Source organism: Massilia violaceinigra (genome assembly GCF_002752675.1).
Classification (GTDB): domain Bacteria; phylum Pseudomonadota; class Gammaproteobacteria; order Burkholderiales; family Burkholderiaceae_D; genus Telluria_A; species Telluria_A violaceinigra.
On sequence record NZ_CP024608.1, the window covers coordinates 4,127,588 to 4,153,174 of the forward strand.

17 protein-coding genes and 5 tRNA genes are annotated in these 25,587 nt (G+C 65.6%); 10 read left to right on the forward strand and 12 right to left on the reverse strand.

Features of this window, described 5'->3' with window-relative positions:
- Positions 1-36: 36 nt before the first annotated feature.
- From CR152_RS18490 to CR152_RS18515, 6 genes are all read right to left on the reverse strand, one after another.
- Positions 37-1,194 carry a VWA domain-containing protein gene (locus CR152_RS18490; protein WP_099876908.1) on the reverse strand — a complete coding sequence of 386 codons (1,158 nt, stop codon included), beginning with the start codon at positions 1,192-1,194 and terminating at the stop codon, positions 37-39.
- Entirely contained in the window at positions 1,184-3,445 is a 2,262-nt protein-coding gene (locus tag CR152_RS18495; protein WP_099876911.1) for a DUF5682 family protein, read from the reverse strand. The genes CR152_RS18490 and CR152_RS18495 overlap by 11 nt, the downstream gene beginning before the upstream one ends.
- A 7-nt stretch (positions 3,446-3,452) precedes the next feature.
- Complete coding sequence (locus CR152_RS18500; RefSeq protein WP_208640270.1) at positions 3,453-4,535, reverse strand: ATP-binding protein; 1,083 nt, start codon at positions 4,533-4,535, stop codon at positions 3,453-3,455.
- A 5-nt stretch (positions 4,536-4,540) separates the two neighbouring features.
- Entirely contained in the window at positions 4,541-6,139 is a 1,599-nt protein-coding gene (locus CR152_RS18505; protein WP_099876916.1) for a DUF5691 domain-containing protein, read from the reverse strand.
- Positions 6,136-7,491: an SWIM zinc finger family protein gene (locus CR152_RS18510; RefSeq protein ID WP_157778578.1), complete on the reverse strand. Its 1,356-nt coding sequence runs from the start codon at positions 7,489-7,491 to the stop codon at positions 6,136-6,138. The genes CR152_RS18505 and CR152_RS18510 overlap by 4 nt, the downstream gene beginning before the upstream one ends.
- Positions 7,492-7,744: 253 nt before the next feature.
- A complete protein-coding gene (locus CR152_RS18515; RefSeq protein WP_157778579.1) occupies positions 7,745-9,241 on the reverse strand; it encodes a vanadium-dependent haloperoxidase in 1,497 nt (498 codons plus the stop codon).
- A gap of 304 nt (positions 9,242-9,545) precedes the next feature.
- On the opposite strand from CR152_RS18515, the gene CR152_RS18520 reads away from it, so the two are divergent.
- A complete protein-coding gene (locus CR152_RS18520) occupies positions 9,546-10,808 on the forward strand; it encodes a metallophosphoesterase family protein (protein ID WP_099876923.1) in 1,263 nt (420 codons plus the stop codon).
- Positions 10,805-14,260 (forward strand): ATP-binding protein, encoded by a 3,456-nt coding sequence (locus CR152_RS18525; RefSeq protein WP_099876926.1) that lies wholly within the window; start codon positions 10,805-10,807, stop codon positions 14,258-14,260. The genes CR152_RS18520 and CR152_RS18525 overlap by 4 nt, the downstream gene beginning before the upstream one ends.
- 170 nt (positions 14,261-14,430) lie before the next feature.
- Here the strand turns inward: CR152_RS18525 and CR152_RS18530 are convergent, their stop codons facing one another.
- Positions 14,431-15,741, reverse strand: a complete 1,311-nt coding sequence (locus CR152_RS18530; RefSeq protein WP_099875410.1) for an IS1380 family transposase — start codon at positions 15,739-15,741, stop codon at positions 14,431-14,433.
- Between the two features lie 186 nt (positions 15,742-15,927).
- Here CR152_RS18530 and gltX point away from each other — a divergent pair, with 186 nt between their 5' ends.
- The 8 genes from gltX to CR152_RS18570 all read left to right on the forward strand — a co-directional run bounded on the left by gltX (position 15,928) and on the right by CR152_RS18570 (position 20,146).
- Positions 15,928-17,322, forward strand: coding sequence for a glutamate--tRNA ligase (gltX, locus tag CR152_RS18535; protein WP_099876929.1), 1,395 nt, complete (start codon positions 15,928-15,930; stop codon positions 17,320-17,322).
- Between the two features lie 64 nt (positions 17,323-17,386).
- Positions 17,387-17,462 (forward strand) — tRNA-Ala (locus CR152_RS18540).
- Between the two features lie 62 nt (positions 17,463-17,524).
- Positions 17,525-17,600, forward strand: a tRNA-Glu gene (locus CR152_RS18545).
- Positions 17,601-17,739: 139 nt separating this feature from the next.
- Positions 17,740-17,815: transfer RNA gene (locus tag CR152_RS18550), tRNA-Glu, on the forward strand.
- A 65-nt stretch (positions 17,816-17,880) separates the two neighbouring features.
- Positions 17,881-17,956: transfer RNA gene (locus CR152_RS18555), tRNA-Ala, on the forward strand.
- 56 nt (positions 17,957-18,012) lie between these two features.
- Positions 18,013-18,088: transfer RNA gene (locus tag CR152_RS18560), tRNA-Glu, on the forward strand.
- A gap of 188 nt (positions 18,089-18,276) precedes the next feature.
- Positions 18,277-19,452, forward strand: a complete 1,176-nt coding sequence (earP, locus tag CR152_RS18565; RefSeq protein WP_099876932.1) for an elongation factor P maturation arginine rhamnosyltransferase EarP — start codon at positions 18,277-18,279, stop codon at positions 19,450-19,452.
- Positions 19,453-19,570: 118 nt separating this feature from the next.
- Complete coding sequence (locus CR152_RS18570; RefSeq protein ID WP_099876935.1) at positions 19,571-20,146, forward strand: elongation factor P; 576 nt, start codon at positions 19,571-19,573, stop codon at positions 20,144-20,146.
- Between the two features lie 65 nt (positions 20,147-20,211).
- On the opposite strand, the gene CR152_RS18575 is transcribed toward CR152_RS18570, so the two are convergent.
- The 5 genes from CR152_RS18575 to dbpA form a co-directional block, all read right to left on the reverse strand.
- Positions 20,212-20,676 carry a TssQ family T6SS-associated lipoprotein gene (locus CR152_RS18575; RefSeq protein ID WP_099876938.1) on the reverse strand — a complete coding sequence of 155 codons (465 nt, stop codon included), beginning with the start codon at positions 20,674-20,676 and terminating at the stop codon, positions 20,212-20,214.
- Positions 20,677-20,694: 18 nt separating this feature from the next.
- On the reverse strand, positions 20,695-22,392 hold the full coding sequence (locus tag CR152_RS18580) for a serine/threonine-protein kinase (protein WP_167399913.1): 1,698 nt from the start codon (positions 22,390-22,392) through the stop codon (positions 20,695-20,697).
- Positions 22,389-23,162, reverse strand: a complete 774-nt coding sequence (locus tag CR152_RS18585; RefSeq protein ID WP_157778580.1) for a PP2C family protein-serine/threonine phosphatase — start codon at positions 23,160-23,162, stop codon at positions 22,389-22,391. The genes CR152_RS18580 and CR152_RS18585 overlap by 4 nt, the downstream gene beginning before the upstream one ends.
- Complete coding sequence (gene tagH / locus CR152_RS18590) at positions 23,155-23,787, reverse strand: type VI secretion system-associated FHA domain protein TagH (protein ID WP_099876946.1); 633 nt, start codon at positions 23,785-23,787, stop codon at positions 23,155-23,157. The genes CR152_RS18585 and tagH overlap by 8 nt, the downstream gene beginning before the upstream one ends.
- 296 nt (positions 23,788-24,083) lie before the next feature.
- A complete protein-coding gene (gene dbpA, locus CR152_RS18595) occupies positions 24,084-25,493 on the reverse strand; it encodes an ATP-dependent RNA helicase DbpA (RefSeq protein WP_099876949.1) in 1,410 nt (469 codons plus the stop codon).
- Positions 25,494-25,587: the final 94 nt, after the last annotated feature.

The following is a 25,587-nucleotide window of genomic DNA, read 5'->3' on the forward strand; positions in this document are numbered from 1 at the left end:
GCGTCTCCGGCAGCGCCGCAGACGCCAAGGCGGGGATTACGGCTTAATCCCCACAATCCCCGCCTCCGCAGCCCACTGTCCCACATCGCTGCGCTTGATCGCAGCAGCCATCAGCTCCGGAAACAAATCGGGCGTACACGCAAAACACGGTGCCCCGAGCGCCGCAAAATACGCCGCATTGGCGTGGTCATAACCCGGCGCCCCATTATCATCGAGCGCCAGCAGCACAATCACCTGCACGCCCGCCGCCACCATCGCCGCGGCTCGTCTGCGCATCTCGGCATTATTCCCACCCTCGTACAAATCGCTGATCAGCACGAAAATGGTATCGGCCGGCCGCTCGATCAAGCCCTGGCAATAACCCAGCGCCCGATTGATATCGGTGCCGCCGCCCAGCTGCGTACCGAACAGCACATCAACTGGATCGGCCAGCATTGGCGTCAGGTCGATCACGGCCGTATCGAACACCACCACCGACGTACTGACTGCCTTGATGCTGGCCAGCACCGCCGCGAACACGCTGGCGTACACCACCGACGGCGCCATCGAACCGCTCTGGTCGATGCACAGCACGATGTCGCGCAGCGATTGCCCCTTGCGCCCGAACCCGATGCGCGTTTCCGGAATAATCGTCCGGTACTCGGGCTGGTAATGGCGCAGATTGGACCGGATGGTACGCAGCCAGTCGATCTCGTGATGGCGCGGCCGGCGGTTGCGCGTGGCACGGTTCAGGCTGCCCGCCACCGCCTGCCGGAACGGACTGGCCAGCCTGCGCTCGAGCTCGTCCACCACTTGCCGCACCACCATGCGCGCCGTTTCCTTGGTCTTGTTCGGCATCACCCGATTCAGACTGAGCAGGGTGGCGACAAGATGCACATCCGGCTCGACCGCCTTGAGCATTTCCGGTTCCAGCAGCATTTGCTCCAGGCCCAGCCGCTCCAGCGCATCTTTCTGCATCACCTGCACCACGCTGGACGGAAAATACTGGCGGATGTCGCCCAGCCAGCGCGATACATTCGGCGCCGACGCGCCCAGCCCGCCATTGCGCCCCGGCGGCGGGTTGTACAGGGCCGACAGCGCCCGGTCCATGGCCAGGTCATCGGCGCCCAGCGACACTTCCGGCTGGTTCGGTTCGCTGCCCAATACCATGCGCCAGCGGCGCGTTTGTTCCTGCGGGGTAAGCTCATGGGGCATGAACGGTCTCCGGTGTTGAGGTTGCAGCGCTGACGCCGAGAATCAAGCCAAGCACCGGCAGCACCAGCCGCGCGCGCGCTTCATCCAGGCTGCCTGCGGACGCGGCGAAAACCACCGTGCCTCCGGCGCTGCCGGCGCGTTCGCTCAGCTGGCGCCGCTCGGGCGCTTCAAAGGCGCCAAAGGTGCGCCGCAGCAGCGGCAGCAGTTCGACGAAGCTTTCCGGATCGAGTCCGTTGATCCAGTTGTTGACCAAACTCCACAGGCTGTCGTTGTGCAGCAGCAGGGCGGCACTGCCCTGCAGGAAGCCTTCGAGCCAGTTGCCGCTGGCCAGCGGCGCACTCGCATGCGAACAGCGCAAGGCCAATGCGCGCGCGGTGCGTTCTTCGTCCCAGTGGCCTTGCTCCGACAAAATGCGGGCGCAGCGGCCGCTGATCAGGGGATGCGACAGTTCATTGCCCGCCACCTGGTCGAGCGCGCCGAACCAGGCGTCCAGCAGCGTTTCTTCCTGAATCAGGCGAATGGCGCGGTCGGCGGCGATCAGTTGCTTGACCAGTTCGGCCGCAGGTTCGTCGGCCATGCCCAGCACGCCGAAGGGCAGGGCGATGCAGGCACGCGTGACGAGGCCGTCGACCACCTGCCCGATGGCACTGGTATCGGTGCCGCGCACGCTGCCGTAGCGCATGACGCTCGCCAGCGGCGGCAGGGCGGCGAGCATGAAGCCCACGTCCGGCGTGAGCGCGCCGACTTCCTGGATGCGCTGCATCAGCAAATCGACCGCGCGTGGCAAGTCGGCCAGAAGTACCTGTTCGATCAACGCGGTCAGCTCGGGCAGGGTGGTCGCCTCGGTGGCCTGGCTGACCGCCTTGCCGGTGGCAGCCGCTTCGACGCTGCCGCCCCAGACGTTCGCTTCGATCAGGCGGATGGCGAATTCCGGCTCCCATGCCAGGCGCCACCATTCGTGGAAGGTGCCCGTCTTGCCGGTGACGCGTTCGGCGCGGCCCCAGTCGACGCCGAGCAGTGCCAGGCGGTGCAGCAGCACGCTTTTTTCCAGGTGCGCCGGCTGGCGCAGGTCGAGTTCAAGCTGGCTGTGATCGGCCTTGACCGGCAGGCGCAGGCGCTTTTGCTGGGCTTGCACGTCCTGCGGCAGCGGCAGGGTCGGCACGCTTTCCGGCACTTCGCCCAGGCGGTCGTTGATCAGCAGGGCGTCGTGGATCAGGCGCAGCGGGGTGTCGCTGTCGTAGCAGAACACGGCACGCACCGCTTCCTGCAGCTCCCCCAGGCCCGGACGCGGCCGCTCGCGCATCGCCGCCAGCGTATCGGCCAGGCGCACCGCTTCGATGATGCTGGCCGACGAGGCGTCCAGGTCATGCTTGCGCAGCAGGATGGCGACATCGGTCAGCCAGTACAGGCTGGCCTGGGCCGGGTGGCTCCACATGTGGTGATACCAGCCGGGCGCGGTGACGCCGGCGCCGTAGCCGCTGCGAAATGCCAGACGGCCATAGCTCCACGGTGTCCAGGTCGCGGCCAGCTTGACCTTGGGCAAACCCTTGAGCAAATCGTTGTCGCTCTTGGCGGACGGCATGGTCGCCAGCGCCGGCACGTGATACGCGCCGCAGACCACGGCGATGCGCTGGTGGCCCTGTTTCTCGGCCAGGCGAATGGCGTTGCGCATCCACGCTTCGCGCTGCTGCTCGCGCAGATTGGGCGGGGCGGCGATCTCGGTGCGCACCGTGGTCATCATCTCGGCGATGGCGGCGAACAGGTCCAGGCTGTCGGCGCGCTGCTCGACCAGATGGTCCCACCAGGTGTCGGTGTCGGAAAAGCCGGCCGCGTTGGCCAGCCATTGGAGCGGGTCTTCGTGCAGTTCGTCGGTGTCGGAATCGGAAGCGGATTCCCCAGCTTCGGATTCATCGACAGCCGGCGCGGCCGCTTCCTCCGCCAGACGATGCGCCTGCGGCAAGTCGCAAAAACGCACCGGCACGCCATTGATGGTGGCATAGCGCATGGCCTGCCACTCCGGCGAGAACTCGGCGAAGGGGTAGAACACGGCGCGCTGCGGCGTGGCCGGCACGTAGACCAGCAGCGCGACCGGCGGCTTGATGGACGGGTCGGCGGCGAAGGCAATCAGGTCGTCGGCCTCGGGCGGGCCTTCGATCAGGATGCAGTCCGGCTGCAGCGCCTGCAAGGCTTGCGCCAGGCTGCGCGCGCAGCCCGGACCGTGGTGGCGGATGCCGAATAAATGAACGCTCATCGGCCAGTCAATTCATCACGTCGCGGCAGGCCCGGTACAGGTCTTTCCAGCCTTCGCGTTCCTTGACCACGGTTTCGAGGTATTCCAGCATCACGACGCGGTCCTGGACCGGGTCCTTGATGATGGCGCCGATCATGCCGGCGGCCACATCGGCGCCGCGCATGGTCCCGTCGCCGAAGTGGGCGGCCAGCGACATGCCGTTGGTAATGACCGAAATCGCTTCTGCCGTGCTCATGCTGGCGCTGGGGGCCTTGATCTTGCGCTTGCCGTCGGTGGTGACGCCAGCGCGCAGTTCGCGGAACACGGTGACGACGCGGCGGATTTCTTCCAGCGCCGGTACTTCGCCGGGCAACTCCAACGCGCGGCCGAGGCTGGCGACGCGCGTTTCGACGATGCGCACTTCCTCGTCGGCGGTGGCCGGCGGCGGCAAGACGACGGTGTTGAAGCGGCGCTTGAGCGCGCTCGACAGTTCATTCACGCCGCGGTCGCGGTCGTTCGCGGTGGCGATGATATTGAACCCTTTTTGCGCCAGCACTTCATCGTCGAGTTCGGCGATCGGCAGCATTTTTTCCGACAGGATGGTGATCAGGCTATCCTGCACTTCGCTCGGGATGCGGGTCAGTTCTTCCACGCGGGCGATTTTGCCGTCGCGCATGGCGCGCATGATCGGGCTTGGCACCACCGCTTCCATCGACGGACCCTTGGCCAGCAACTGCGCGTAGTTCCAGCCGAAGCGCACCGCTTCTTCGCTGGTGCCGGCGGTTCCCTGCACGATCATGGTCGAATCGCCGCTGATGGCGGCGGCCAGGTGTTCCGACACCCACGACTTGGCCGTGCCCGGCACGCCGAGCAGCAGCAGGGCGCGGTCGGTGGCGAGCGTGGCCACGGCGATTTCGATCACGCGCGCATTGCCGATGTATTTGGCGCTGATCTCGACGCCATTGTCCAGCGTGCCGCCCAGCAGGTATTTGGACACGGCCCATGGCGACAGTTTCCAGCGCGGCGGGCGCTGACGCGTGTCGACCGCGGCCAGCGCTGCGAGTTCCTCGGCGTATTGCGTTTCAGCGTGCTGGCGCAGGATGGTAGAAATGGCGGTCATACGGATTGCTCCTGAAAAGATTGATACATATCGTGTCGGAAACGCAGGGTGCGCAGGAATTTGTCGACCGTGTCTTCCCATTGCGCGAACTCGGGGATGTCTTTCGGCCAGCCGTTTTCGTAGGCGTCGATGCCACGCGGGTCGAGCACCAGCGCGAGCGAGGCCATGGTATAGCTCAGCGACCAGCTCTGCAGCGTGTTGGCCGCGCAGCCGGCCTGGATGCGGCTGACCACGGCCTTGGACAAGGCCAGCGGCCAGTTGCGCTGGGCGCTCTTGGCGGCATCGTCGAGCATGTCGATCAGGCTCGAATGGGCGCGCATCCACGCCGCCGGCGTCGCTTCGACCAGGGTGCTGAGCAAATCGTCGGCGGCATCGAAGGGCAGGGTGCCGAACAGGCCGAAAAAATCGCGCGGCATGTGGGTGTGGATGCCGGAGGACTTTAAATACAGGTCGAGGAAGGCGGTGAACCAAGCGTGCAGTCCGGCATCGTAGCCGGCCTGCAGGCTGCGCTGCAGCGCGCTCGACCAGCCCAGCAGCAGCGTGTGTTTGAACTCGCTGGCCATGGCCAGGGTCAGGCAGGTGCGCGGCGAAGCATCGAAGGTGCTCGACCAGTAAGTCGGCGGCACGGCCGCCAGAATGTCGACCAGCCAGCCCGATTTTTCGCCCATGGCGGGGTAAAGGCCAGCGCCGACGCCGTCGCGCTGCATGCTCTTGTCGCGCTCATGCGGCACATCGGCCAGCAGGTGGGCCGAGTCGCCGTTGCGCTCGACGCGCAGCAGCGGCATGGCGCGCGCCAGCATGCGTTGCGCCAGTTGCGAACCGGGCAGGCCGGCCAGCAGGCGCTGGGCCACGCTGCGCACTTCCTTGCGCTTGTCGTCAAGCGCGCTTTCCAGGAAGGCTTCGTCGGCAAGGCCGAGGCCAACCGACAGGCAGCCGAGCAGGGTGGCGCGGTGTTCCGGCGTCTCGCTCGGCCAGGTCGCTTGCAGGGCCTGCAGGGCGGCGGCGGCATCGTGGGCGCGCATGTCGCGCAGCGCGTTGGCACGCTGTTCGATATTGCCGTCGTCCCACAGCAAGCGCACATCGTCGGTATCGGCCCCCACCCAGTTCCAGGAGGGATTCTGTTTCGCCAGCCAGTGGCCGCGCGCGCCGAGCACGCCATCGATCAGCGCGCGCAAGGGGCGATGCGCGGTGCCCATGTCCAGCACACCCGGCAGCAGACGCGGCGGCAGACGGCACTTATCAGCGTTGGCCAGGCGCAGCCATTCGGAGCGCACCTGCGGAAATTCATCTTGCAGCAGCAGCGCCAGCGCGCGTTCGGCCTGCGCCGGGCAGGCGCGCAGGGTATCGCTGTCGCTCGATGGCGCCGCGGGCGCGGCCGGCTGCGGTGCGGCCGGCTGATGGCCGGCGCGCTGCCACAGGGCGTGAGCGGCCAGCGAGAGCCACAGGTTTTCTTCTTGTGTGGCGGCAGCGGCGCCGGGACGGCTGCGCACGCTGTCGCGCAGGGCCAGCGGCAAGTCGTCGTCGAAGCCGGGGGCGGCGCGCGAGGTGCCGATCTGGAGTGTCTTATGAATCTTTATCGGAAGCGGGGAACTCATGCTACGGTCTCGTTGTCAAAATGATGCAAGCGGTTTTCCGCGAATACGCTGAGCGGGACGATGGCATACCCGTCCCATTCGCCGATCACGGTCACCGGATGGCCGCCGCTGAGCGCGAGCAGGGGCCACAGGTGGCGAAAACCTGCGTGCAGCGGGATGATGCGGCCGTCGGCGCCAGCAAGGTGGGGCGCGCCGCCCGCATGCGGCACCATGGCGTCGAGCACGAGCGGAAAGCGGTCGAGGAAAGGGTTGCGCGCCAGCGCCTCGGCGTAGGCCGCCAGCGAAGCGTCGAGCGTGGGAGCGTTCGCCAGACTTGCATCGAGCGTGCTGAAGGCGTCTTGCTGCTTGATGAGGGCGCGCAGCGGATACGCGCTGTGATAGAAGCACAGTTCGCCGTCGAACTGCGTGCCGGGCGCGAGCACCTTGTCGTAGCCTTGCGTGCCGGCGGCGTACTGCAGGATCATGGCCCAGCGTCCGCTTGCCATGCCGCGCAGCCAGGTGGTGCGCGCGCGGATGCGCTCGTTGTCGCCGGTGTGCTGGGCCAGCACTTGCCAGCGGTCCTGCACGCCGGCCTGGGCCAGCACCTCTTCCTGGCTGACGGTCCAGCCGACCAGGGTGCGCACGTCGCTTTGCAGTTCGGGCGGCAGGTCCGGCAGGCGGCGGCAGGCGGTGCCGAGCAGGTAGATCGATGCCAGTTCGCGCGCCAGCTGGGTTTCCCAGTCGGGCAGGGTGGTGTCGAAGCACATGCCGCTGGCGCGGCGCAGGCGCGCAGCCAGGCCGGCGGCCTGGGCGTCGACCATGCGCGCGGCAATGTCGTTCCAGAACGCCGGGCCGCGTGCGCGCAGGGTGGACAGGCCTTCGCGCGCCAGGTCTTCGAGCCAGGTTTGCAGTTCGGCGATGCCGGCCGCGACCTTGCTGTCGCGCTTGTCCTCGCGCTTTTGCGCCGCCGCGGCCTGGGCTGCCGCCTGCTCGGGGGTGGTGGCGATGGCTTTTTCGGCGGCGCTCTGGAGTTTCTTTTCGCTGCGCTGCTGACGGCTGTCGAGCCAGTCGCTGACCCATTGGGGCGGCGCGCCGTCCGTGAACAGGGGGCCATGGCTGGCTAATAACAGATACAGGCCGATGCCGTGCTTGCACGGGAACTTGCGGCTGGGGCAGGAACACTTGAAGGCCGGCTCGCCCAGGTCGATCTGGGTGCGGTAGGGGACTTTGCCGCTGCCCTGGCATTCGCCCCACACGGCCGTTTCGGTCCGGCCCAGGTTGCCCCACTTGGCGGGCCCTGCCAGCTGGCTGCCGGCTTTGGCGGAACTCGCATCGGGCGCCAGTGCGAGGATTTGATCGGCGTTCAAAGTCATGGAGGAACAATGCCACCGGCCCATGACCGTTGGCAAATGATTAAAGATAGTAAGTTAACCGCTGACGTTAATTTTGGGAAGTCTTTTTTGCCGGAAAGGCAGTGTGGGGACAGCCAGGGCCAGGTGTGCTCCCGGCCCGGGCTGTCGCGTCAGGTTGTCGCCTGAGGCTCTCGCCGCAGGCTGCGGCCCCGGGCTGCTGCTTCAGGCTGCAGTCTCAGACTGTCCCCTCAGGCTGCCGCTTCAGGCTGTCGCTTCAGGCATAACCCAGCCAGAGCGCCTGCGCGCGTGCGAACACGGCGGCGCCAACCTGGGTGCCCAGGGTGCGCCCGTCGGTGCTGGCGCGCTCGAAATGAATGCCGGCGTAGACGCGCGAGATTCCCGCTTCGGCCACGGCATCGCTGAACGTTTCCCATGCCAGGGGCACCGGCGCGGACGGCAGGGCCGGGTCGATCAGCAGCGAACGCGCCGCTATCGTCACCTCGTGCCGGAAGGTGTCGCTGCCGGTGAAGCGGCGCAGGATTTCGGCCGAGGCGGCGCTGAACGTGCTGTGGCCGGACACGTGGTCGGGAAACGCGGGCGTGGGCGCGCTCGCCGGGTGGAATGGCATCCAGGCTTCGCCGGCGACCGGGCGCAGTCCGCCGGCCGGGCCTTCGGGGCCGAAGCTCTGGATGATGCGGCCCTGCATCAGATAGCGGATGGCGCTGATTGGGCGTGCGAAATCGTAGGCGCGCTTGGCGTCCCAGGCGGCGATGCTGGCGTCGAACACCGCATTGGACAGGGCGAAGAACAGTTTGATGTTGTCATCCTCGCTGTAATCGTTGCGCTCCGATATCAGTTGCGCAAAGCGGCACCAGTAAGAGCCGGGCAGCTCGCCGACGGTGCTGCCGGCCCAGTAGTCGGCGATCGCCTTCTGGCGTTCGGTCAGGGCGGCCTGGAGCTGGACGACCTGCTCGGCCTGGTCGATGAATTCCCTGCTGCCGAAGGCGGCCGGCGGAGGCGGGCGGAACTGGCCGCCCGCGCCCAGGGCGAATGGGCGCACGCTGCCCCAGAACGGCGTCAGGAACGTTTGGGTGCGGCGCACGCCGCCAGCGTCGAAAGAAAGCGGCTGCCACAGGCCCGGGAAGGGAATGTTGGCGCGCGGCGTGGGCTGGGTGACCAGCAGCGGCGGGTTGCGTGGCAGGTAGCCGCTGTAGTCGGCGAACGGCACGCCGCCCGGCGTCAGCTTGCCGTTCTGGTTGGCGCCATCGTCGCGGCATCGGTCGAGCACCGCGTGCGCGGCAATGGTGCCCAGGCGCGGGGCCGTGGCGCTGTTGTTGTAGGCGTCGATCGGGCGGCTGTTCAGCGCGGCGAGGTGCGCATCGAAGGCAACTTGCTGGCTGGGAAACTGATCGAGCAGGGCCGTGTAGGCGGCGAAGCTGATCGCCAGCGCCTTGTTGGCGGGGGTGCGTTCGGCGGCCGGCCTGCGTAGCTGCGCGCCAAGGTACTGGCCGAGGGCGACGCTGTCGTAGGCCGCCCACGCTTCGTACATGGCGCTATGGACGATCGCCAGCGCGCGCGCGGCGATCGGCGGCGGCATGCGGGTGGCGCGCACGGCGTCGAGGGCAATGTTGTTCCAGGCAATCACCGTACCCAGCTGCGCTGGTGGTGCCGGCTGGGAAGGAGGTGGCGGCTCGTCCGACCCGCCGCAAGCCATCAGGGCGCTGCCGAGGGCGGCTGCGCTGCCCATCGTTAAGAAGGTGCGTCGTTTCATGGTGATTTCCCAGAGAGGTCGCTTCCGGCCGGGAAGCGCGGGGATGCCTGGCGGCACGGCCATCGATGAGGGTGGCTTACGTGGCGACGATAGCCCGCCGCCGCCACGCTGATCTTGAGCCGACGCAGCCGCAGTACCGCAGCAAAAACAGGAGTCGTCGCATGGCCGGACACCGTTGCGTGGATGTGCGGCGGTGTGCGGCAGGCGGGCGCCTGTCCCGCAGTTCGCAAGAGTCAGCAAATCCTTGCCAGTAGCCACTACAATACGGCTGCCGTTTGTCGAGGTCACTTACCGAGGTCAGATCATGAAATTTATTCACGCCGCCGATTTGCATATCGACAGTCCCTTGCGCGGGCTGAACGGCTACGAGGGCGCGCCGGTGCAGGAGCTGCGCGGCGCCACGCGCCGGGCCTTGTCGGCCCTGGTCGACCTCGCGATTGAGCAGACGGTCGATTTCGTCATCCTGGCGGGCGATATTTACGACGGCAACTGGGCCGACTTCCGCACTGGCCTGTTTTTCCGCGACCAGATGGTGCGCATGACGCGCGAGGGCATCCGCGTCTACATCGTCAAGGGCAATCACGACGCCGAAAGCCAGATCACCAAACAGCTTCCGCCGGTCGATGGCGTGCATACGTTCAAGTCCAGCGCAGTCGAGACGTTCACGATCGACGGGCTCGGCGTGGCCTTGCACGGACGCAGCTTCCCGAACCGCGCCGTGCCGGAAGACCTGGTCGAGCACTATCCCGACGCCATCGCCAATATGTTCAACATCGGTGTGCTGCACACCAGCCTGAACGGACGGGGCGGGCACGACGTGTATGCGCCGACCACGGTCGACGCGCTGTGCGCCAGGGGTTACGATTATTTCGCGCTGGGCCACGTGCACGCGCGCGAGGTTGTGCGCGAGGCCCATCCGCGCATCGTTTATCCCGGCAATCTGCAGGGTCGCCACGCCAAGGAGACCGGGCCCAAGGGCTGTGAACTGGTGACGGTGGACGGCGGCGCCATCACCAGCGCCCAGTTCGTGCCGCTGGACGTGGTGCGCTGGCACCGCCTGCAACTGGACGCCGGCGGCGCACCCGACCTGAATGCCTTGCGCCAGCGATTCATGAAGGCGGCTGGTGAACTGGTGGCCGGCGAACACGGGCGCCTGCACGCGCTGCGGGTGATCGTCAGCGGCCAGACCGAGCTGCACCGGGTCGAGGCCGAGCAGCCCGGCACCATTGCCGCCGCCATCCAGGCCGGCACCCAGGACTTCGAAGGCGCCGACCTGTGGGTCGAGGAAGTCAAGCTCGACCTGCGCTCGCCGCTCGACCGTGATGCTGCCTTGAAGCGCGAGGACGCGGTCGGCGAGGTGGTGCAGCTGGTCGACGAGATCGCATCCAGCGAGGAACACCTGCGCGCATGGGCGCTCGCGCAGCTCGGCGCCCTGGGGACCTTGCCGCCCGGGCTGGCAGATTGCGACCCTGCGGCGCTGCCGCCGGAAGCACTGCGCGCGCTGCTGGCCGACGCCGAGGCGACCGTCCTTGCGCACTTGGGCGGCATGGAAGGAATCGCACGATGAAGCTGCGCGAACTGCACCTGACCGCCTTCGGTCCCTTCACCGACCGCAAGCTCGATTTCGGCAGCGCCGGACAGAACGTGGTGTTCGTCCATGGTCCCAACGAAGCGGGCAAGTCGTCGACCCTGCGCGCGATCTCGGACCTGCGCTTCGGCATACCGCAGCTGAGCCGCGATAATTTCGTGCACGAGCACCGCAACATGCTGCTGGGCGGGGTGCTGGTGGACCGCAACGGCAAGTCCTATCACATCATGCGCCGCAAGGGCCGCACCAACACCCTGCAGTATGCCGACGGCAGCCCGGTCACGCCCGATGTCGAGGCGCTGATCACCTGCGGCTTGTCGAAGGAGGATTACGAAGCCATGTTCGGCCTGGACCACGACCGCCTGCGCAACGGCGGCGAGGCGCTGCTGGCCGGCCACGGCGAGATCGGCGCGGCCTTGTTCGAGGCCAGCGCCGGGGTGCGCAGCATTCCGTCGGTGCTGGAGCGGCTCGACCAGTCGGCCCGCACCTACTTCATGCCCGGTGCGCGCGCAAAGAATGGGCGCATCAACGAGGCGCTGCGCAGCTACGGCGAACATCATGCCGAATTGAAGACCGCGCAGATCAAGCCGGCATGGTGGGCGGAACGCTTCAAGGAGCACCAGGCGGCGGCCAAGCGGCTGTCCGAACTGGAGGTGCGCCACGAGGAGGCCAACCGCCGGCAGCTGCGCCTGTCCGAATTGCGCGGCGTGGCGCCGCTGATCCGCACCCAGGACGAGGCGGGCGCCATGCTGTCGGAACTCGACGACGTGCCGCTGCTGGCGGAAAACGCCGCCACCGAACGGGCCGCCGCGCAAGCGGGATTGGCCGCCGCATGCCAGAACGCGCAAGCGGCGCAGGACGCAGTACAGCGTTTGTCCACCCAGCTCAAGGCCCTGGCGCCGGACCATGCTGCGCTCGACGCGGCCGCCCGCATCGAGCGCCTGGCCGCCAGCGCCGAATCGTTCGAGAGCCTGCGTAACACGATTGCCGACGCCGCGGACCAGGTGGCCGAGGCGCGCCGCCTGCTGGACGAACGCGCCGGCGCCATCGTGCCCGGCGTGGCGGCGCACGCCGTGCTGGCAATGGCGCCGGCGCCGGCCGCGCGCGCCCGGATCGAAGAGGTGCTTGGCGACTTCAAAGTGGCGCAACAGCGGCTGCACCAGCATCTGGAATCGGCACTGCCGCTGGAGGACGATGAAGAGCAGGCCGCCGACGCGCTGCCGGCGCCCGCACTGGTGAGCGCCCTGCATGCGGTGCGCGACGAAGCGAGGCGCAAGGAAGTACTGATGAAGCGCAAGGAGCAGCTTCCGGCCGACATCCGGCAGCTGGAGCGGCAGGTCGCCGCCGACGTGGCGGCACTGGGGCTGGCGGACGAGATGGCGCTCATCAAAGTGCGAGCCTTGCTCGACAGTGAAATCGATGCCGCGCGCAGCGAGTTCGATATGGCTGACAGCGAGTTGGCGGCGCTGCGCAAGCAGCTCGCGCAGCTCAAAACCGAGCACGCGGGGGCCGCGGCCAGATGCGAGCAGTTGCTGGCCGCCGGCGCGGTACCGACGATGACGCAGGTGCGCGCCGCGCGTGGCCAGCGCGACGGCCACTGGGCGCAGGTGCGCGAGGCGAACGCCGGCGGCAATCCGGCGCCCGGCGCACTGCTCGACAGCTTCGAGGCCGATGTTCGCGACGCCGACCGGCTGGTCGACGAACTGGCACGCGACACCGAACGCGCGACGCAGCTGCAGGGCAGCCAGGACGAGCTGGCGCGCCTTGCGCAGCAGTTGGCCGACATCGAACACGAACGTGCGGCGACCGGGCAGCGCAGCGCGGCAGCGCAGGAGCGCTGGAACGCCACGCTGGCGGCGCGCGGTCTGCCGCAGCTGGCGCCGAAAGCGCTGCGCGAATGGCAGTCCCGGCTTGCCGAGGCGCGCGAGCAGAGCGCCAACCTGCAATCGCTGACCGATGAGCTGGACATGGCGCGCGCAACCGAACGCGCGTTGGTGGACGATCTGTGCGATGCGATATCGGCGGTTGGCGTGGCAGCGCCGGCCAACGGCTCGCTGGCCACCCTGTGGTCGCTGGTGGGAGAGATTCAGAACGACATTGAGCGGCGCCAGCATGCGCTCAGCACCGCGCTGGGCAAGCGCACCGAGCGCGAACAGCACCAGCGCCGCTTCAAGGCGCAGCAGAAGACCCTGGAAGAGCAACTGGCCGGCGCGGCGGCGGCGGTGTCGTCGGGCGTGTACGGCGCGCTGCACCTCGATCCGCAGGCCGGTGTCGCCGCGGCGGGTGCGCGCCTGCTCGAATTCGGGCGCCTGGGCGAGGCCAAGGCGGAACTCGACAGCGTCAGCGCGCGCGAGCTGCGCGCGCAGCAGGCATTCGAGCGGCTGCTGGGGCAGGGTCACGAGCTGGCGCAGGCGCTGGGCGATACGCCGGCCGCCGACTTGCGGCATTACGTCGAACAGCTCAAGGCAAGGCTGGCGCAGGCAAGGCGGATCGACAGCGAACGCGCGCTCAAGCAGCAGGCGCTGGAAGAGGCGCAGGAACGCCAGCGCGAACAGGAAAGCCTGGCGCTGCGCCATGAAGCGGTACTGGAGCGGCTGTGCCGCGCGGCCGACGTCGATTCGCCCGAGGCGCTGCCGGCGGCGGAGGCGCAATCGCAGCGCAAGCGCCAGGCCCAGGCCGAGGCGGACCGGGTGCGCAGGGACCTCGCCACGGCATCCTCACGGCCGGTGGACGAACTGCGCGCGCTCCTGCGCGACTACGACGCCGAGCGCATGAACGACGAGCAAAACCAGGTTTCGGCCGAGCTGGCGACACTGGAGGAGGGCTTGCGCAGCGCGCGCCAGGCCGAAGAAACGGCGCGCCGCGCTCTGGAAGCGGTCGATTCGGCCGATACCGCGGCCGTGGCGCGCGAGCTCATGGAGCGCGATGCGGCCGGGGTACGGCTGGCGATCGCGCCGTGGATGCGCTCGCGGCTGGCGCATGCCTTGCTCGACGAGGCGCTCAAGCGTTTCCGCGAGCGCGCCCAGGGACCGATGCTGCTGGCGGCCTCGCGCTACTTCCAGCAGATGACCGACGGCCTGTTCGTGCGGCTGGTCAGCGACGATGCCGGTGCCAAGCCGGTCTTGCTGGCGCAGCGCGACAATGGCGGCCAGGTGCGTGTCGAGGGCTTGAGCGAAGGCACGCGCGACCAGCTCTACCTGGCGCTGCGGCTGGCCGCGCTGGAAATCCGGCGCGACGCCGGCTACGACCTGCCGGTGGTGCTCGACGACGTGTTGATGACCTCCGACGACGGCCGCGCGGCGCTGGCCTTGCGTGCGATCGCCGATTTCGCCAAGGACCATCAGGTGATCGTGTTCACTCACCATGCCCACCTGCTCGGCGTGGCCGAGCGCAGCGTGCCGGCCCCGATGCTGCAGGTCGTCAGCCTCTAGCCCGGATATTTCATGAGTCTGCCAATCTGAGGGCCGGGGTGCGCCGAACATGGCTGCGGCATGTTGATTGCTCGCTTCCTGGTGTCGGTTCTGCCGCGCGGCCTGATTGCAGACGTAACTCCCCCTACCCCCGTTGCTTTATAGCGTGCCGGGGACAGCACTTGGCGGGCTTATGGTGCCAGCGCGCGGGCGGCAGTGAGGAAGACGTGCTTGAGTGGATGTTGGGATGCGAGCATGACGCGCACGCGCCGCGTGTTGCGCACGACGGCCGCGCCGATCTTGAGCAGTTTGATGCGGATCGTCGCCGTGCAGGCGCGTGCCAGTTCCGTGCCAACCAAAGCCAGGCGGCGCAAATTGATCATCAGGGTATAGGCGAACGCTGCCAGTAGCAGCCGCAGTTGGTTGGCCTGGAATTTATGGCAGCTCGCACGGCGTCCGAACAAATCGAGCTGCGCCTCCTTGATACGGTTCTCTGCTTCGCCACGGGCGCAATACACGCGTTCGTACAGTGCCTTGGGACCCCCAGTCAGGTTGGTGACGATGAAACGCGGGTTGGCGCCGCGCGCATCGTGTTCCAGCCGCGCGATGACGCGCCGTTGCCGATCCCACGTCCCCGCCGCATAAGTGAATTCTCCGATCATGCGCTGCTTGGAACCGGCCTTCTGATACATCTCGGCCAGTGCCAGTTCGGCCAACTCTACTCGTTGCAGCAACGCTGAGTTCTTTTGCAAGCCGACGATATAGTGCAGCCCCCATTTCTCGAAGCGGCGCAGAGCTTGATGACGGCAGAACCCGGAATCGCCGCGCACGATGATGCGGATGCGTGGCCAAGCCTGGCGCAAGCGCCGGGAGATCAATTTGATTAATGCGCTGAGGATACCGGCCGGATCGCGGCTGCTGGGCCGCAAGACGCAGGCGAGGATATCCTGGCCACAGAAGACGTACAGCGGCAAGTAACAGTAATTGTCGTAGTAGCGGTGGAAGTGGGACTTCTCTTGCTCTCCATGCAGCGGCATGTGGGTGGCATCGATGTCGAGCACCAGTTCCTTGGGCCGCTTAGCTTTGCTGGCGATGAACTGATCGAGCAGAACGCCATGCAGGGCGGCCGCCTGCGCGCGCGTGGAGGACGTTTCAAGCCGGCTCAGCGTCGGCGCCGAGGCCAAGTCATCGGCCCGGCCCACTGCCGTTTGCATGGCCAAGTCGCGGCGCAGCACATTGTGGTCACAGACGTCCTCCCAGCCACAGCACAGGCCGTACACGCGCTGCGCGAGCAAGTCGCGCATGCTGTGCGAAACGCTGGCACGACGGCGTCGATCCTCGAATACGCGCGCAATCGCTTTGCTTAAGCCGATGCGCTGATCCACTTGGCGCAGCAGCAGAACCCCGCCGTCGCTGACGATGTCGCCGCCGTCGAATGACGCCTCAACGACGCGCCGTCCAACCCTCCCCAACTTGATCGGTTCATTGGTACAATTTGGCATCGGCGGTCCCCGGTTGTGATTGGCGTCAGATACCAGTAACAACGCGCTTCGGCACGGGATCGCCGACCTCTACTCACGAAATATCCGGGCTAGGCCGCATCTTTGTTTCGCCGCCGCGCCGCCGCCGATGGGCGGCGCGGCGGCGACGCTGTAAAATACTTCTCTTTATCTCAGCATACCGATCCCATGACCGTCGTCCGCACCCGTTTTGCCCCCAGCCCAACCGGCTACCTCCACCTTGGCGGCGCCCGCACCGCGCTCTACAGCTGGGCGTACGCCCGCCATTTCGGCGGCACCTTCGTGCTGCGCATCGAAGACACCGACGTCGAGCGTTCCACGCCGGAAGCGGTGCAGGCCATCATCGAGGGCATGCAGTGGCTGGGCCTGATGCACGACGAAGGCCCGTTCTATCAGATGCAGCGCATGGACCGCTACCGCGAGGTGCTGGCCCAGATGCTGGAAGCGGGCACCGCCTACCACTGCTATTCGTCCAAGGAAGAAGTGGACGCCATGCGCGAGCGCTTTACGGCGGCGGGCGAAAAGCCGCGCTATGACGGTACCTGGCGTCCGGAGCCGGGCAAGACCCTGCCTGCGGTACCGGCCGACCGCGAGCCGGTGGTGCGCTTCAAGAACCCGCTCGACGGCGACGTCAGCTGGGACGATGTGGTCAAGGGCACGATCACAATTTCCAACAAGGAACTGGACGACCTCGTCATCGCCCGCCCGGGCGGCGTGCCGACCTATAACTTCTGCGTGGCGGTCGACGACTGGGACATGCAGATCACGCACGTGCTGCGCGGCGACGACCACGTCAATAACACGCCACGCCAGATTAACATCCTGCGCGCGATCGGTGCGCCGTTGCCGAAGTACGGCCACCTGCCGATGATCCTCGATCATGAAGGCAAGAAGCTGTCCAAGCGCACCTCCGCCGTCAGCGTCATGGATTATCCGGCCAAGGGCATCCTGCCGGAAGCGATGTTGAACTACCTGGCGCGCCTGGGCTGGAGCCACGGCGATGACGAAATCTTTTCGATGGAGCAGTTCTGCGAGTGGTTCAATACGGATCACCTGACCAGTTCAGCTGCCCAGTTCGACCTGGAAAAGCTGGCCTGGCTGAACAATCACTACATCAAGCAGGCCGACAACACCCGCCTGGCGGCGCTGGCGCGTCCGCAGATGGAAGCGCAGGGCGCCCAGTTCGACGGCGCGCCCGATCTGGCCGCCGCGCTGGCGCTGATGAAGGATCGCACCAATACCATCAACGAACTGGCCGATGCGGCGATGCTGTTTTACCGCACCCCGCAGCCGGACGCGGCACTGATGACCCAGCACCTGACCGACGCCGTCAAGCCTGTCGTGGCCCAGTTCGCCGAGCGCTGCGCCACGGTCGAGTGGACGCGCGAAGCGCTGGCCGCGATGATCAAGGAAGTGCTGGCTGCTAACGGCATCAAGATGCCGGTGCTGGCCATGCCGCTGCGCCTCCTGCTGACCGGCCAGTTGCAGACCCCGGCAATCGATGCCGTGCTGGTGCTGCTGGGCCGCGAACTGGTTCTCTCGCGTCTGAAAGTCGAAGTTTAAATTGTTGGCCTCGGGGCTTTGCATATTGCAAGCCCTAGTATATAATTCTGCTTCTTCGACGGACGGGGGTATAGCTCAGCTGGGAGAGCGCTTGCATGGCATGCAAGAGGTCAGCGGTTCGATCCCGCTTACCTCCACCACTAATCGAAGAAGTTGTTGTAGTAGATTGCAGGTAGATGCCACTACCTGATTGCAGTACCGGGTCCCCATCGTCTAGAGGCCTAGGACATCACCCTTTCACGGTGAGTACAGGGGTTCGAATCCCCTTGGGGACGCCAGGATTCGAGTAGTAAAAAGCAGTACGAAGTAGTACAATGTAGTCGCAGTTTAGTACCACTAAACGCCCTGACTAGTCAGGGTTTTTTGTTGGTGCGGTAAGTAAGGTCAGGATGTAGAATACGTCCAGGACAGATTTCTGTCCCCATCGTCTAGAGGCCTAGGACATCACCCTTTCACGGTGAGTACAGGGGTTCGAATCCCCTTGGGGACGCCAGTATTACCAGAGAGTCGATGAATCGGTTCTTTGTTATTCCAGCGCAGAGTAGTTCGCGTTACATGGGGGGTATAGCTCAGCTGGGAGAGCGCTTGCATGGCATGCAAGAGGTCAGCGGTTCGATCCCGCTTACCTCCACCAAGTTTTGATGTAGTTTGTACATTGCGGGTAGTTGCCACTACCTGACAACAGTTCAGGTCCCCATCGTCTAGAGGCCTAGGACATCACCCTTTCACGGTGAGTACAGGGGTTCGAATCCCCTTGGGGACGCCAGTTAGTGCAAAAGCCGCCTTGTGCGGCTTTTTGCATTGTGCGAGCCCACCGTCGTGCCCGCGCAGGCGGGCACCCAAGTTTGTAGCGCAGTCGACGGCTCACTGGACTTGGGTCCCCGCCTGCGCGGGGACGACGGTTTGTGGGTTAACGGTACTTTTCGCCGAACCAAACCGAACCAAAAAAACCCTATGTCCCTTGCTAACGATCCCGCCCCAACCCTCGCCCTGTTCTGCCGGGTCGTCGACAACTACGGCGACATCGGCATCTGCTGGCGCCTCGCGCGCCAACTCCAGCGCGAACACGGCATTCTGGTCACCTTGTGGGTGGACGACCTGCCCAGTTTCCACCGCATCTGCCCCGACGTCGATCCCGGCGCCGCCCTGCAGCAGGTCGACGGCGTGACCGTGCGCCACTGGGCGGGCCAGGATGGCATGTTCACACCCGCCGACATCGCCGACATCGTCATCGAATTTTTCGCCTGCGACATCCCGCCCGGCTACATCACGGCCATGGCCCAGTGCGATCCGCGTCCGGTCTGGTTCAACCTCGAAGGCTTGACGGCCGAAGAATGGGTCGAAGGCTGCCACACGCTGCCGTCGTCCCATCCGCGCCTGCCGCTGACGAAGCACTTCTTTTTCCCCGGCTTCACCGCCAAAACCGGCGGCCTCATGCGCGAGGCGGCGCTCGATGACGAACGCCGTCAGTTCCAGGCAGATGCGCCCAAGATGGCAGCTTTTCTAGGACAGTTCGGCGTGACGGCGCAGGAAATGGCATCGACCAAAGTCTCGCTGTTTTGCTACCCGCACGCGCCAGTGGCTGCCTTGTTCGATGCCTGGCAGAGTGGGGCGCAGGCGATGACCTGCCTGGTGCCGGAAGGCGTGGCGGCGGAAGCGGTCGAGGCCTTCCTCGAAGCCCCGGCCAGCACCGGCGCGGCGCGCACCCGTGGCGCGCTGACGGTGCGCGTGCTGCCCTTCGTGCCGCAGCCCGACTACGACCGCCTGCTGTGGGCTTGCGACCTCAATTTCGTGCGCGGGGAAGACTCCTTCGTGCGCGCCCAGTGGGCCGGCCGCCCGTTCATCTGGCATATCTACCCGCAAGATGAAAACCTGCACCACAAGAAACTGCGCGCCTTCCTGCAGCGCTACGCAGCCGGGCTGGAAAGCCTGTCCGCGCTGTCGCTGTGCTGGAATGGCGCCACGCCGGCCGATCCCGATCCGGCGCCGCTGTGGCCCGCATTTGAAGCCGCGCTGCCCGAATTGCATGCGCGCGCCGACGATTGGCAGCGCCAGATGTTGGCAAACGGCGATCTCACCAGTAATTTGCTGAACTTTGCCGCTTCGCTTAGGTCATCGCGGCCTGGATAAGGTACAATATTCGGTTAATTTCTAACGTATTTTTACCTCGATCAAACGTGAGCTTCCGGCGTCATGCCAGCAGGCGACAGATGATTTTTATGCAACCCTCTTTTTACGTACACTCTTTATGAAACCTGCAAAAGAAATTCGTGTTGGCAACATTATTATGGTTGACAGCAAGCCTATGATCGTGTTGCGTTCCGATGTCAACGGCTCGAGCCGCACGGGCTTCACCTACAAATGGAAGATGAAGAATCTTCTGACCAACAGCCCACTGGAAAACGTATTCCGTGGCGACGACAAGTTCGACGTCATCGTGCTGGACAAGAAGCCGGTGACCTACTCGTACTTCGCCGATCCGCTGTTCGTCTTCATGGACACCGAGTACAACCAGTACGAAATCGAAGAAGAAAACCTGGGCGATGCACTGCATTACCTGAAAGACGGTATGGAATGCGAAGCCGTGTTCTACGACGGCAAGGCCATCTCGGTCGAGCTGCCAACCACGATCGCACGCAAGGTTGCTTACTCCGAGCCAGCAGTCAAGGGCAACACGTCGGGTAACGTCCTGAAAGAAGCCAAGCTGGAAAACGCCATCGAAGCGCACAGCCACTCGGTTCAGGTGCCACTGTTCGTCAGCACCGACGACGTCATCGAAATCGATACCCGCACCAACGAATACAAGCGCGTCGTTCGTAACTGATCACGTTGCCGTTCAAAAAAAACGCTGCCTCATGGGCAGCGTTTTTTTTCGTCCGTACGGCGCGATTACTTCGATTTTTTCGCCTTGGCGAACACCGGCCCCCACAGCGGGTGGCCGCTTTCGCCGGGCGCGAGCGCGAATGCCGGATCGAGCTTGAAGGCTTTTTCGAAATGCTGGCGGCACGGGGCCGGACGCGAGGTCACGCAGTAGCTGAAAGCCATGTACTTGTGCGCGCTGACCTGGGTGGCCTTGGAGCCGCCAGTAACGTCGGCCGCGCCGAGGCGCTTGATGGCCTCGTTGTACGAGCCCTGGTTATAAAGTTCGATGCCTTCGTTGAGCGCCACCTGGTCGGCGCTGACGGTCGGCGTGGACGGCACGACCGGCGGCGGTGGACGCGGGGTGGGCGGACGCGGCGCCGTCGGGCGGGGAGTCGCGCTCGTCTTGGGCTGCGGTTCGGTGGTGGCGCAGCCGGACAGCGCGAGGCCAGCGGCCACGACGGCGAAGATCAGGAAGTGTTGGGATCGGTTCATGCCTCGATCTTAATGCGTTTATTTGGGCTGCGCTGTGAAATCATGTTCAATCGTGCGTGACTTGTTTTTGCTGGTGTCGAGACTCAGCTGGAAATCCTGGAAGCCGGGATTGGCGATCCGGATCTTGTGTTTGCCTGCCGGCAGCGTCAGCTTTTTCAGGGGCGGCGTGACGCCAGCCTCCTTGCCGTCGACATAGATCGTGCCCCATGGCTTGATCGACAATTTATAGTTGAATGTCTCAGGTGCCGCATCGCGCGCCGCATCGGTGACCGGATCGGCCAGCACATCGGTGGCGGCAACGGCCTCGCCCGGAACGGCAGGGGTGGCAACGACGGTCTCGCCTGGCACTGGCGTCTCGGCCGGGGTGGCGGCCACGGGCACGGGTGCCGGCGGGGGCGGCGGCAGGGCGGAGGCGTCGGCGATCGCCGGCTGGGCCGGCGCCACCATGATCGTGTCGGACGGCTTGGACAGCAGCGAATACAGGCCGACCGCGATCGCGGCCACCATCACCACGCCGGAGGCGGCAATCCCGGTCCACGGCGGCAAGCCCTTGCCGGCCGGCTTGGCCGATTTGGCTGGCTTGTCGGCCGTTTCCGGTTTCGGACGGCGCGAGGACCTCGCCTGCGGGTCTTGGCGCGACGAGCCGCCGGCGGACTTGGACAGGTTCGGCTTGACCGGATCGGTCACGGGCGCTTTCGCGGCAGAAGCGGCGGCAGCACCAGCCGGCGCCGCAGCGGTGGCGGCAACCGCCGCATCCGGCAGGCGGTCGACCGTGGCAAAGCGCTGGGCCGGGCCGGTAGGACGGGCGCGCGGCGCTTCGCCGCCGGTTTCGATGCCGAGCAGGGCGCGGAAGGCGTCGATGGTCTGCGGACGGTCCTGGGCCAGCACGGCCAGGCCTTTGTCGATGGCCGCCAGAAATTCCAGGCTGTAGCCGGGCAGGCCGCGTTCGGCCAGCGGCTTGACCGGATCGCGCACCATGCGCGCGATCGAAGTCGCGGGCGGTTCCTTGATGATGGCAAAAAACATCACCGCGGCCAGCGCGTAGATGTCGGTGTACGGGCCCTGGTCGAGCGAGGCGTCGCCGGCGTACTGTTCCACCGGCGCGTAGCCCGGTTTCAGGATCACGGTCAGGCCGCGCGTGCGGTCGCCAATGATCTGGCGCGCCGAGCCGAAGTCGAGCAGCACGGCGTCGCCGCTTTCCTGCACGATGATGTTGTCCGGTGACACATCGCGGTGCAGGATTTTCATGGTGTACAGCATCTCGAGGGCGTCGAGAATCTGCTTCATCACCTTCTTGCACCACACTTCCGTCACCAGTTCCGGACTCTGGGTGACGATATCCTTGATGGTGCGGCCATCGTAATACTGCATGGCCGTGTAGGCGGTGCGGTTCTGTTCCCAGAAACGGTGCACTTTGACCAGCGACGGGTGGTCGAACTGGGCCAGGAAGCGCGCTTCGTTGATGAAGCTTTTCAGCCCCACGTTGAAGGTTTCCTGATGCCGTTCGGCGCGCACCAGGATGCTGTTGTCGCTGGCGCGCGTGGCCAGCACGCCCGGCATGTATTCTTTCAGGGCCACGCTGCGCTGCAGCGAATGGTCGAACGCCATGTAGACGATGCCGAAGCCGCCTTCACCGAGCACGCCGGTGATTTCAAAGTCGGCCAGCCTGGTGCCGATCGGCAGGCAGTTCTCGGAGCCGGGGGCGAGCGCGTTCATACGATCTCTCTCTCGACGCGGATGGCGTACGCGGAGAAATTGTCGCGTACCTTGTCGGTGCCTTCCATGGCCGCCTCGGCCAGCGCGCACATGGCGGTCAGCCATTGCTCGCTGTTGCCCGATTCGGCCAGGGTGCGTTCCATCTCGTCTTCGTGCACCCATTCCCACAAGCCATCGCTGCACACCAGCAAGGCGTCGCCGTCGAGCAGCTGGACCGGGCCGTCGCCGAGCGCGACCGGGGTTTCGCCTTCCGCGCCAACGGCGGCGAACAGGATGTTGCGCTGGGGATGGCTGCGCAGCTGGTCGGCGCGCGCGTAGCCGGCGTCGATCAGTTGCTGGGTCAGGCTGTGGTCGCGCGTGACGCTGACCAGCTTGGCGTCGCGGAACAGGTAGATGCGCGTATCGCCCAGATGCGCCCATAAAGCATGGGCATTGGCCTGGTCCACCAGCAAGGCGGCCACGGTGGCGCTCATGTCATGGTTTTGCGCTTGAATCTGTTTGTTTTTCGCAACACTTGCGATGGCATGGGCCGTGTAGGACAGCAAAGCATGGGCGCCGAAAGCCGGCACGCTGGCAAATTTCTCCAGCATCGACTCGACCACGATGTTCGCGGCGACCTCGCCGCCCTCGTGTCCGCCGGCGCCATCGGCAATGATGAAGCAGGAAATATCGCCGTGCTGGGCCTCGCCGACGGCGTCCTGATTGCTGGCCCGCATGCCGATTTCGCTGATGCGGGTCCAGGCCAGGCGGATCGGATTGCGCTCAACCATTGCTGATGCCGGCGGCATTCGAACGCTCGACTTCTTTCTCATACGCTGCCAGGAAAGCGGGGCCGAAGATGGTCTTGAACTGGTCTTTCGCTTCCGCTTCGGCCGTGTGGTAAGCCTGCTTGTACGTCTTCCAGATCTCGGCCTGGCGGCGCGAGGGAATCAGGGTTCCCATCATGCCGCCGCCCGACACTTCCGCCTCGAACAGCTCGGGCTTCAGGCGCGCCATCATGGCGCCCATGCTGGCGCGGGTGCCGGCCACCATGCCTTTCTGGTGGCTGCGCAGGTCGTTATAAGCATCGTCGATCGATTCGAGCGGCTCCATGAAGCCGGGCATTTTCTTGCGCAGCATCTGGGTCAGCACGGTCTGGCTGTCCGGGAAAAACTTGAGCGGATTATTGTTGCGCATCACAACCATCGTGACATCGGCCTTGACCTCTTGCTTGACCAGCGAGCGCAGGGCCAGCAAGTCGATGGTGCCTTGCAGCGAGCTGGCCATCAGCTTGCCCATCAGTTCCATCAACTCCGGCGTCAGGCCGGAACCGAGCGCATCGGCGGGTATGCCGGCGCCACGCAGGAAAGCCTGCTTCAGTGTTTCAATGTCATCAAGCACGACGTTAGTATTCATGAGTGCGGGGCCGCGGGGAGCGTCGATGTTTATCTCAAGCAATCATGCCAGATTTAACGATTAAGCGCATCAATCGGATGAACCTAATTTACGCATTTTGCCTCAGGACAACGCAATTTGCCGTCTCTTCCGGCATGAACACCGTTCTGGGTGGTCATGCGACGGCCCTGCTGCTTATTTGCTGGGCAGCCGGGCGCGTGACACGTTTAGTGTAGCTGCATAACTGCCCCGCCGCAAAGTCCAGCTCATCGGTCGCGCAACAGGATGCCGTACGGCATCGCCTGGGCTTGGCTCTTTCAGGCGTCGATAAAGCGCATCTTGAAGCTGCGGCCCTTGATATTGCCGAAGTCGCGCCCGAGCTTGTTGCCGGCGTTGAGGCGCTGGAATGCCTGCTCGGCCACGTGGCGGTCGAGCGCGACATAGGTCATGAACTCGAACACATTGATCTTGCCGACCTGTTCCTTGGTCAGTCCGGCGTCGCCGGTCAGCGCGCCCAGCAGGTCGCCCGGGCGCAGCTTGTCTTTCTTGCCGCCCATGATGACCAGGGTGACCATCGGCGCCGGCGCGGCCGCTTCGCCATCGTCGGCCAGTTCCGACAGCGGATGCCAGCTGACCGGTGCGTGCTGGTATTCCTCGATCAGCTTCACCCATTTCTTTTCGTTCGGTGCGCACAGGGTCAGCGCCAGGCCCGATTCGCCGGCGCGGCCGGTGCGCCCGACGCGGTGGATGTGCACTTCGGTGTCTTTCGACACGTCGGCATTGATCACCGCGCCCAGGTTGGCGATGTCGAGGCCGCGCGCGGCCACGTCGGTTGCCACCAGCACCGAGCAGCTGCGGTTGGAAAACAACACCAGGATCTCGTCGCGCTCGCGCTGTTCCAGTTCGCCGTACAGCGCCAGCGCCGAAAAGCCCTGCGCGCGCAGTTCGTCGGCCAGTTCGCGGCAATGGACCTTGGTGTTGCAAAAGGCCAGGGCCGAGACCGGCTTGAAATGCTTGAGCAGGCGCCCGACCGCCTGGTCGCGGTTGTCGAAGCCGACTTCATAGAAGCGCTGCTCGATCTGGTCGCCGCTGTGCTGGGCTTCGACCACCACTTCCACCGGGTTCCTCAGGAACGATTCGGTGGCGCGGCGGATATCGTCCGGATAGGTGGCCGAAAACAGCAGGGTCTGGCGGCGCGACGGGCAGGCGCTGACAATGCCGGCGATCTCGTCGTAGAAACCCATGTCGGTCATGCGGTCCGCTTCGTCCAGCACCAGGGTCTGCACCTTGGACAGGTCGATGCTGCCGCGGCCGAGGTGGTCGCGGATGCGGCCTGGCGTGCCGACCACGATGTGGGCGCCGTGTTCGAGCGAGGCGATCTGCGGGCGCATGGGCGCGCCGCCGGTGAGCGTGAGCACCTTGATATTGCCTTCGCCGCGCGCCAGGCGGCGCAATTCATTGGCCACCTGGTCGGCCAGTTCGCGCGTGGGGCACAGCACCAGGCCCTGCACCGCGAACCAGGCGGGGTTCAGCTTGTGCAAAATGCCGATGCCGAAGGCGGCGGTCTTGCCGCTGCCGGTCTTGGCCTGGGCGATCAGGTCGCGCCCGTCGAGCACGTGCGGCAGGCTCTTGGTCTGGATGTCGGTCATCTCGCGATAGCCGAGCGAGTCCAGATTGGCCAGGAAGGTGGCGGTGAGCGGCAGGGTGGCGAAGGCGTTTGGATTCATGGTGGTGCTCGGGCAAAAGGGGATGGCCTCAGTCTAACAGGCGACCGGAGATGGATGTACTGCGATGGCGCGGCACGGCTGCCGCGCCGGGGAT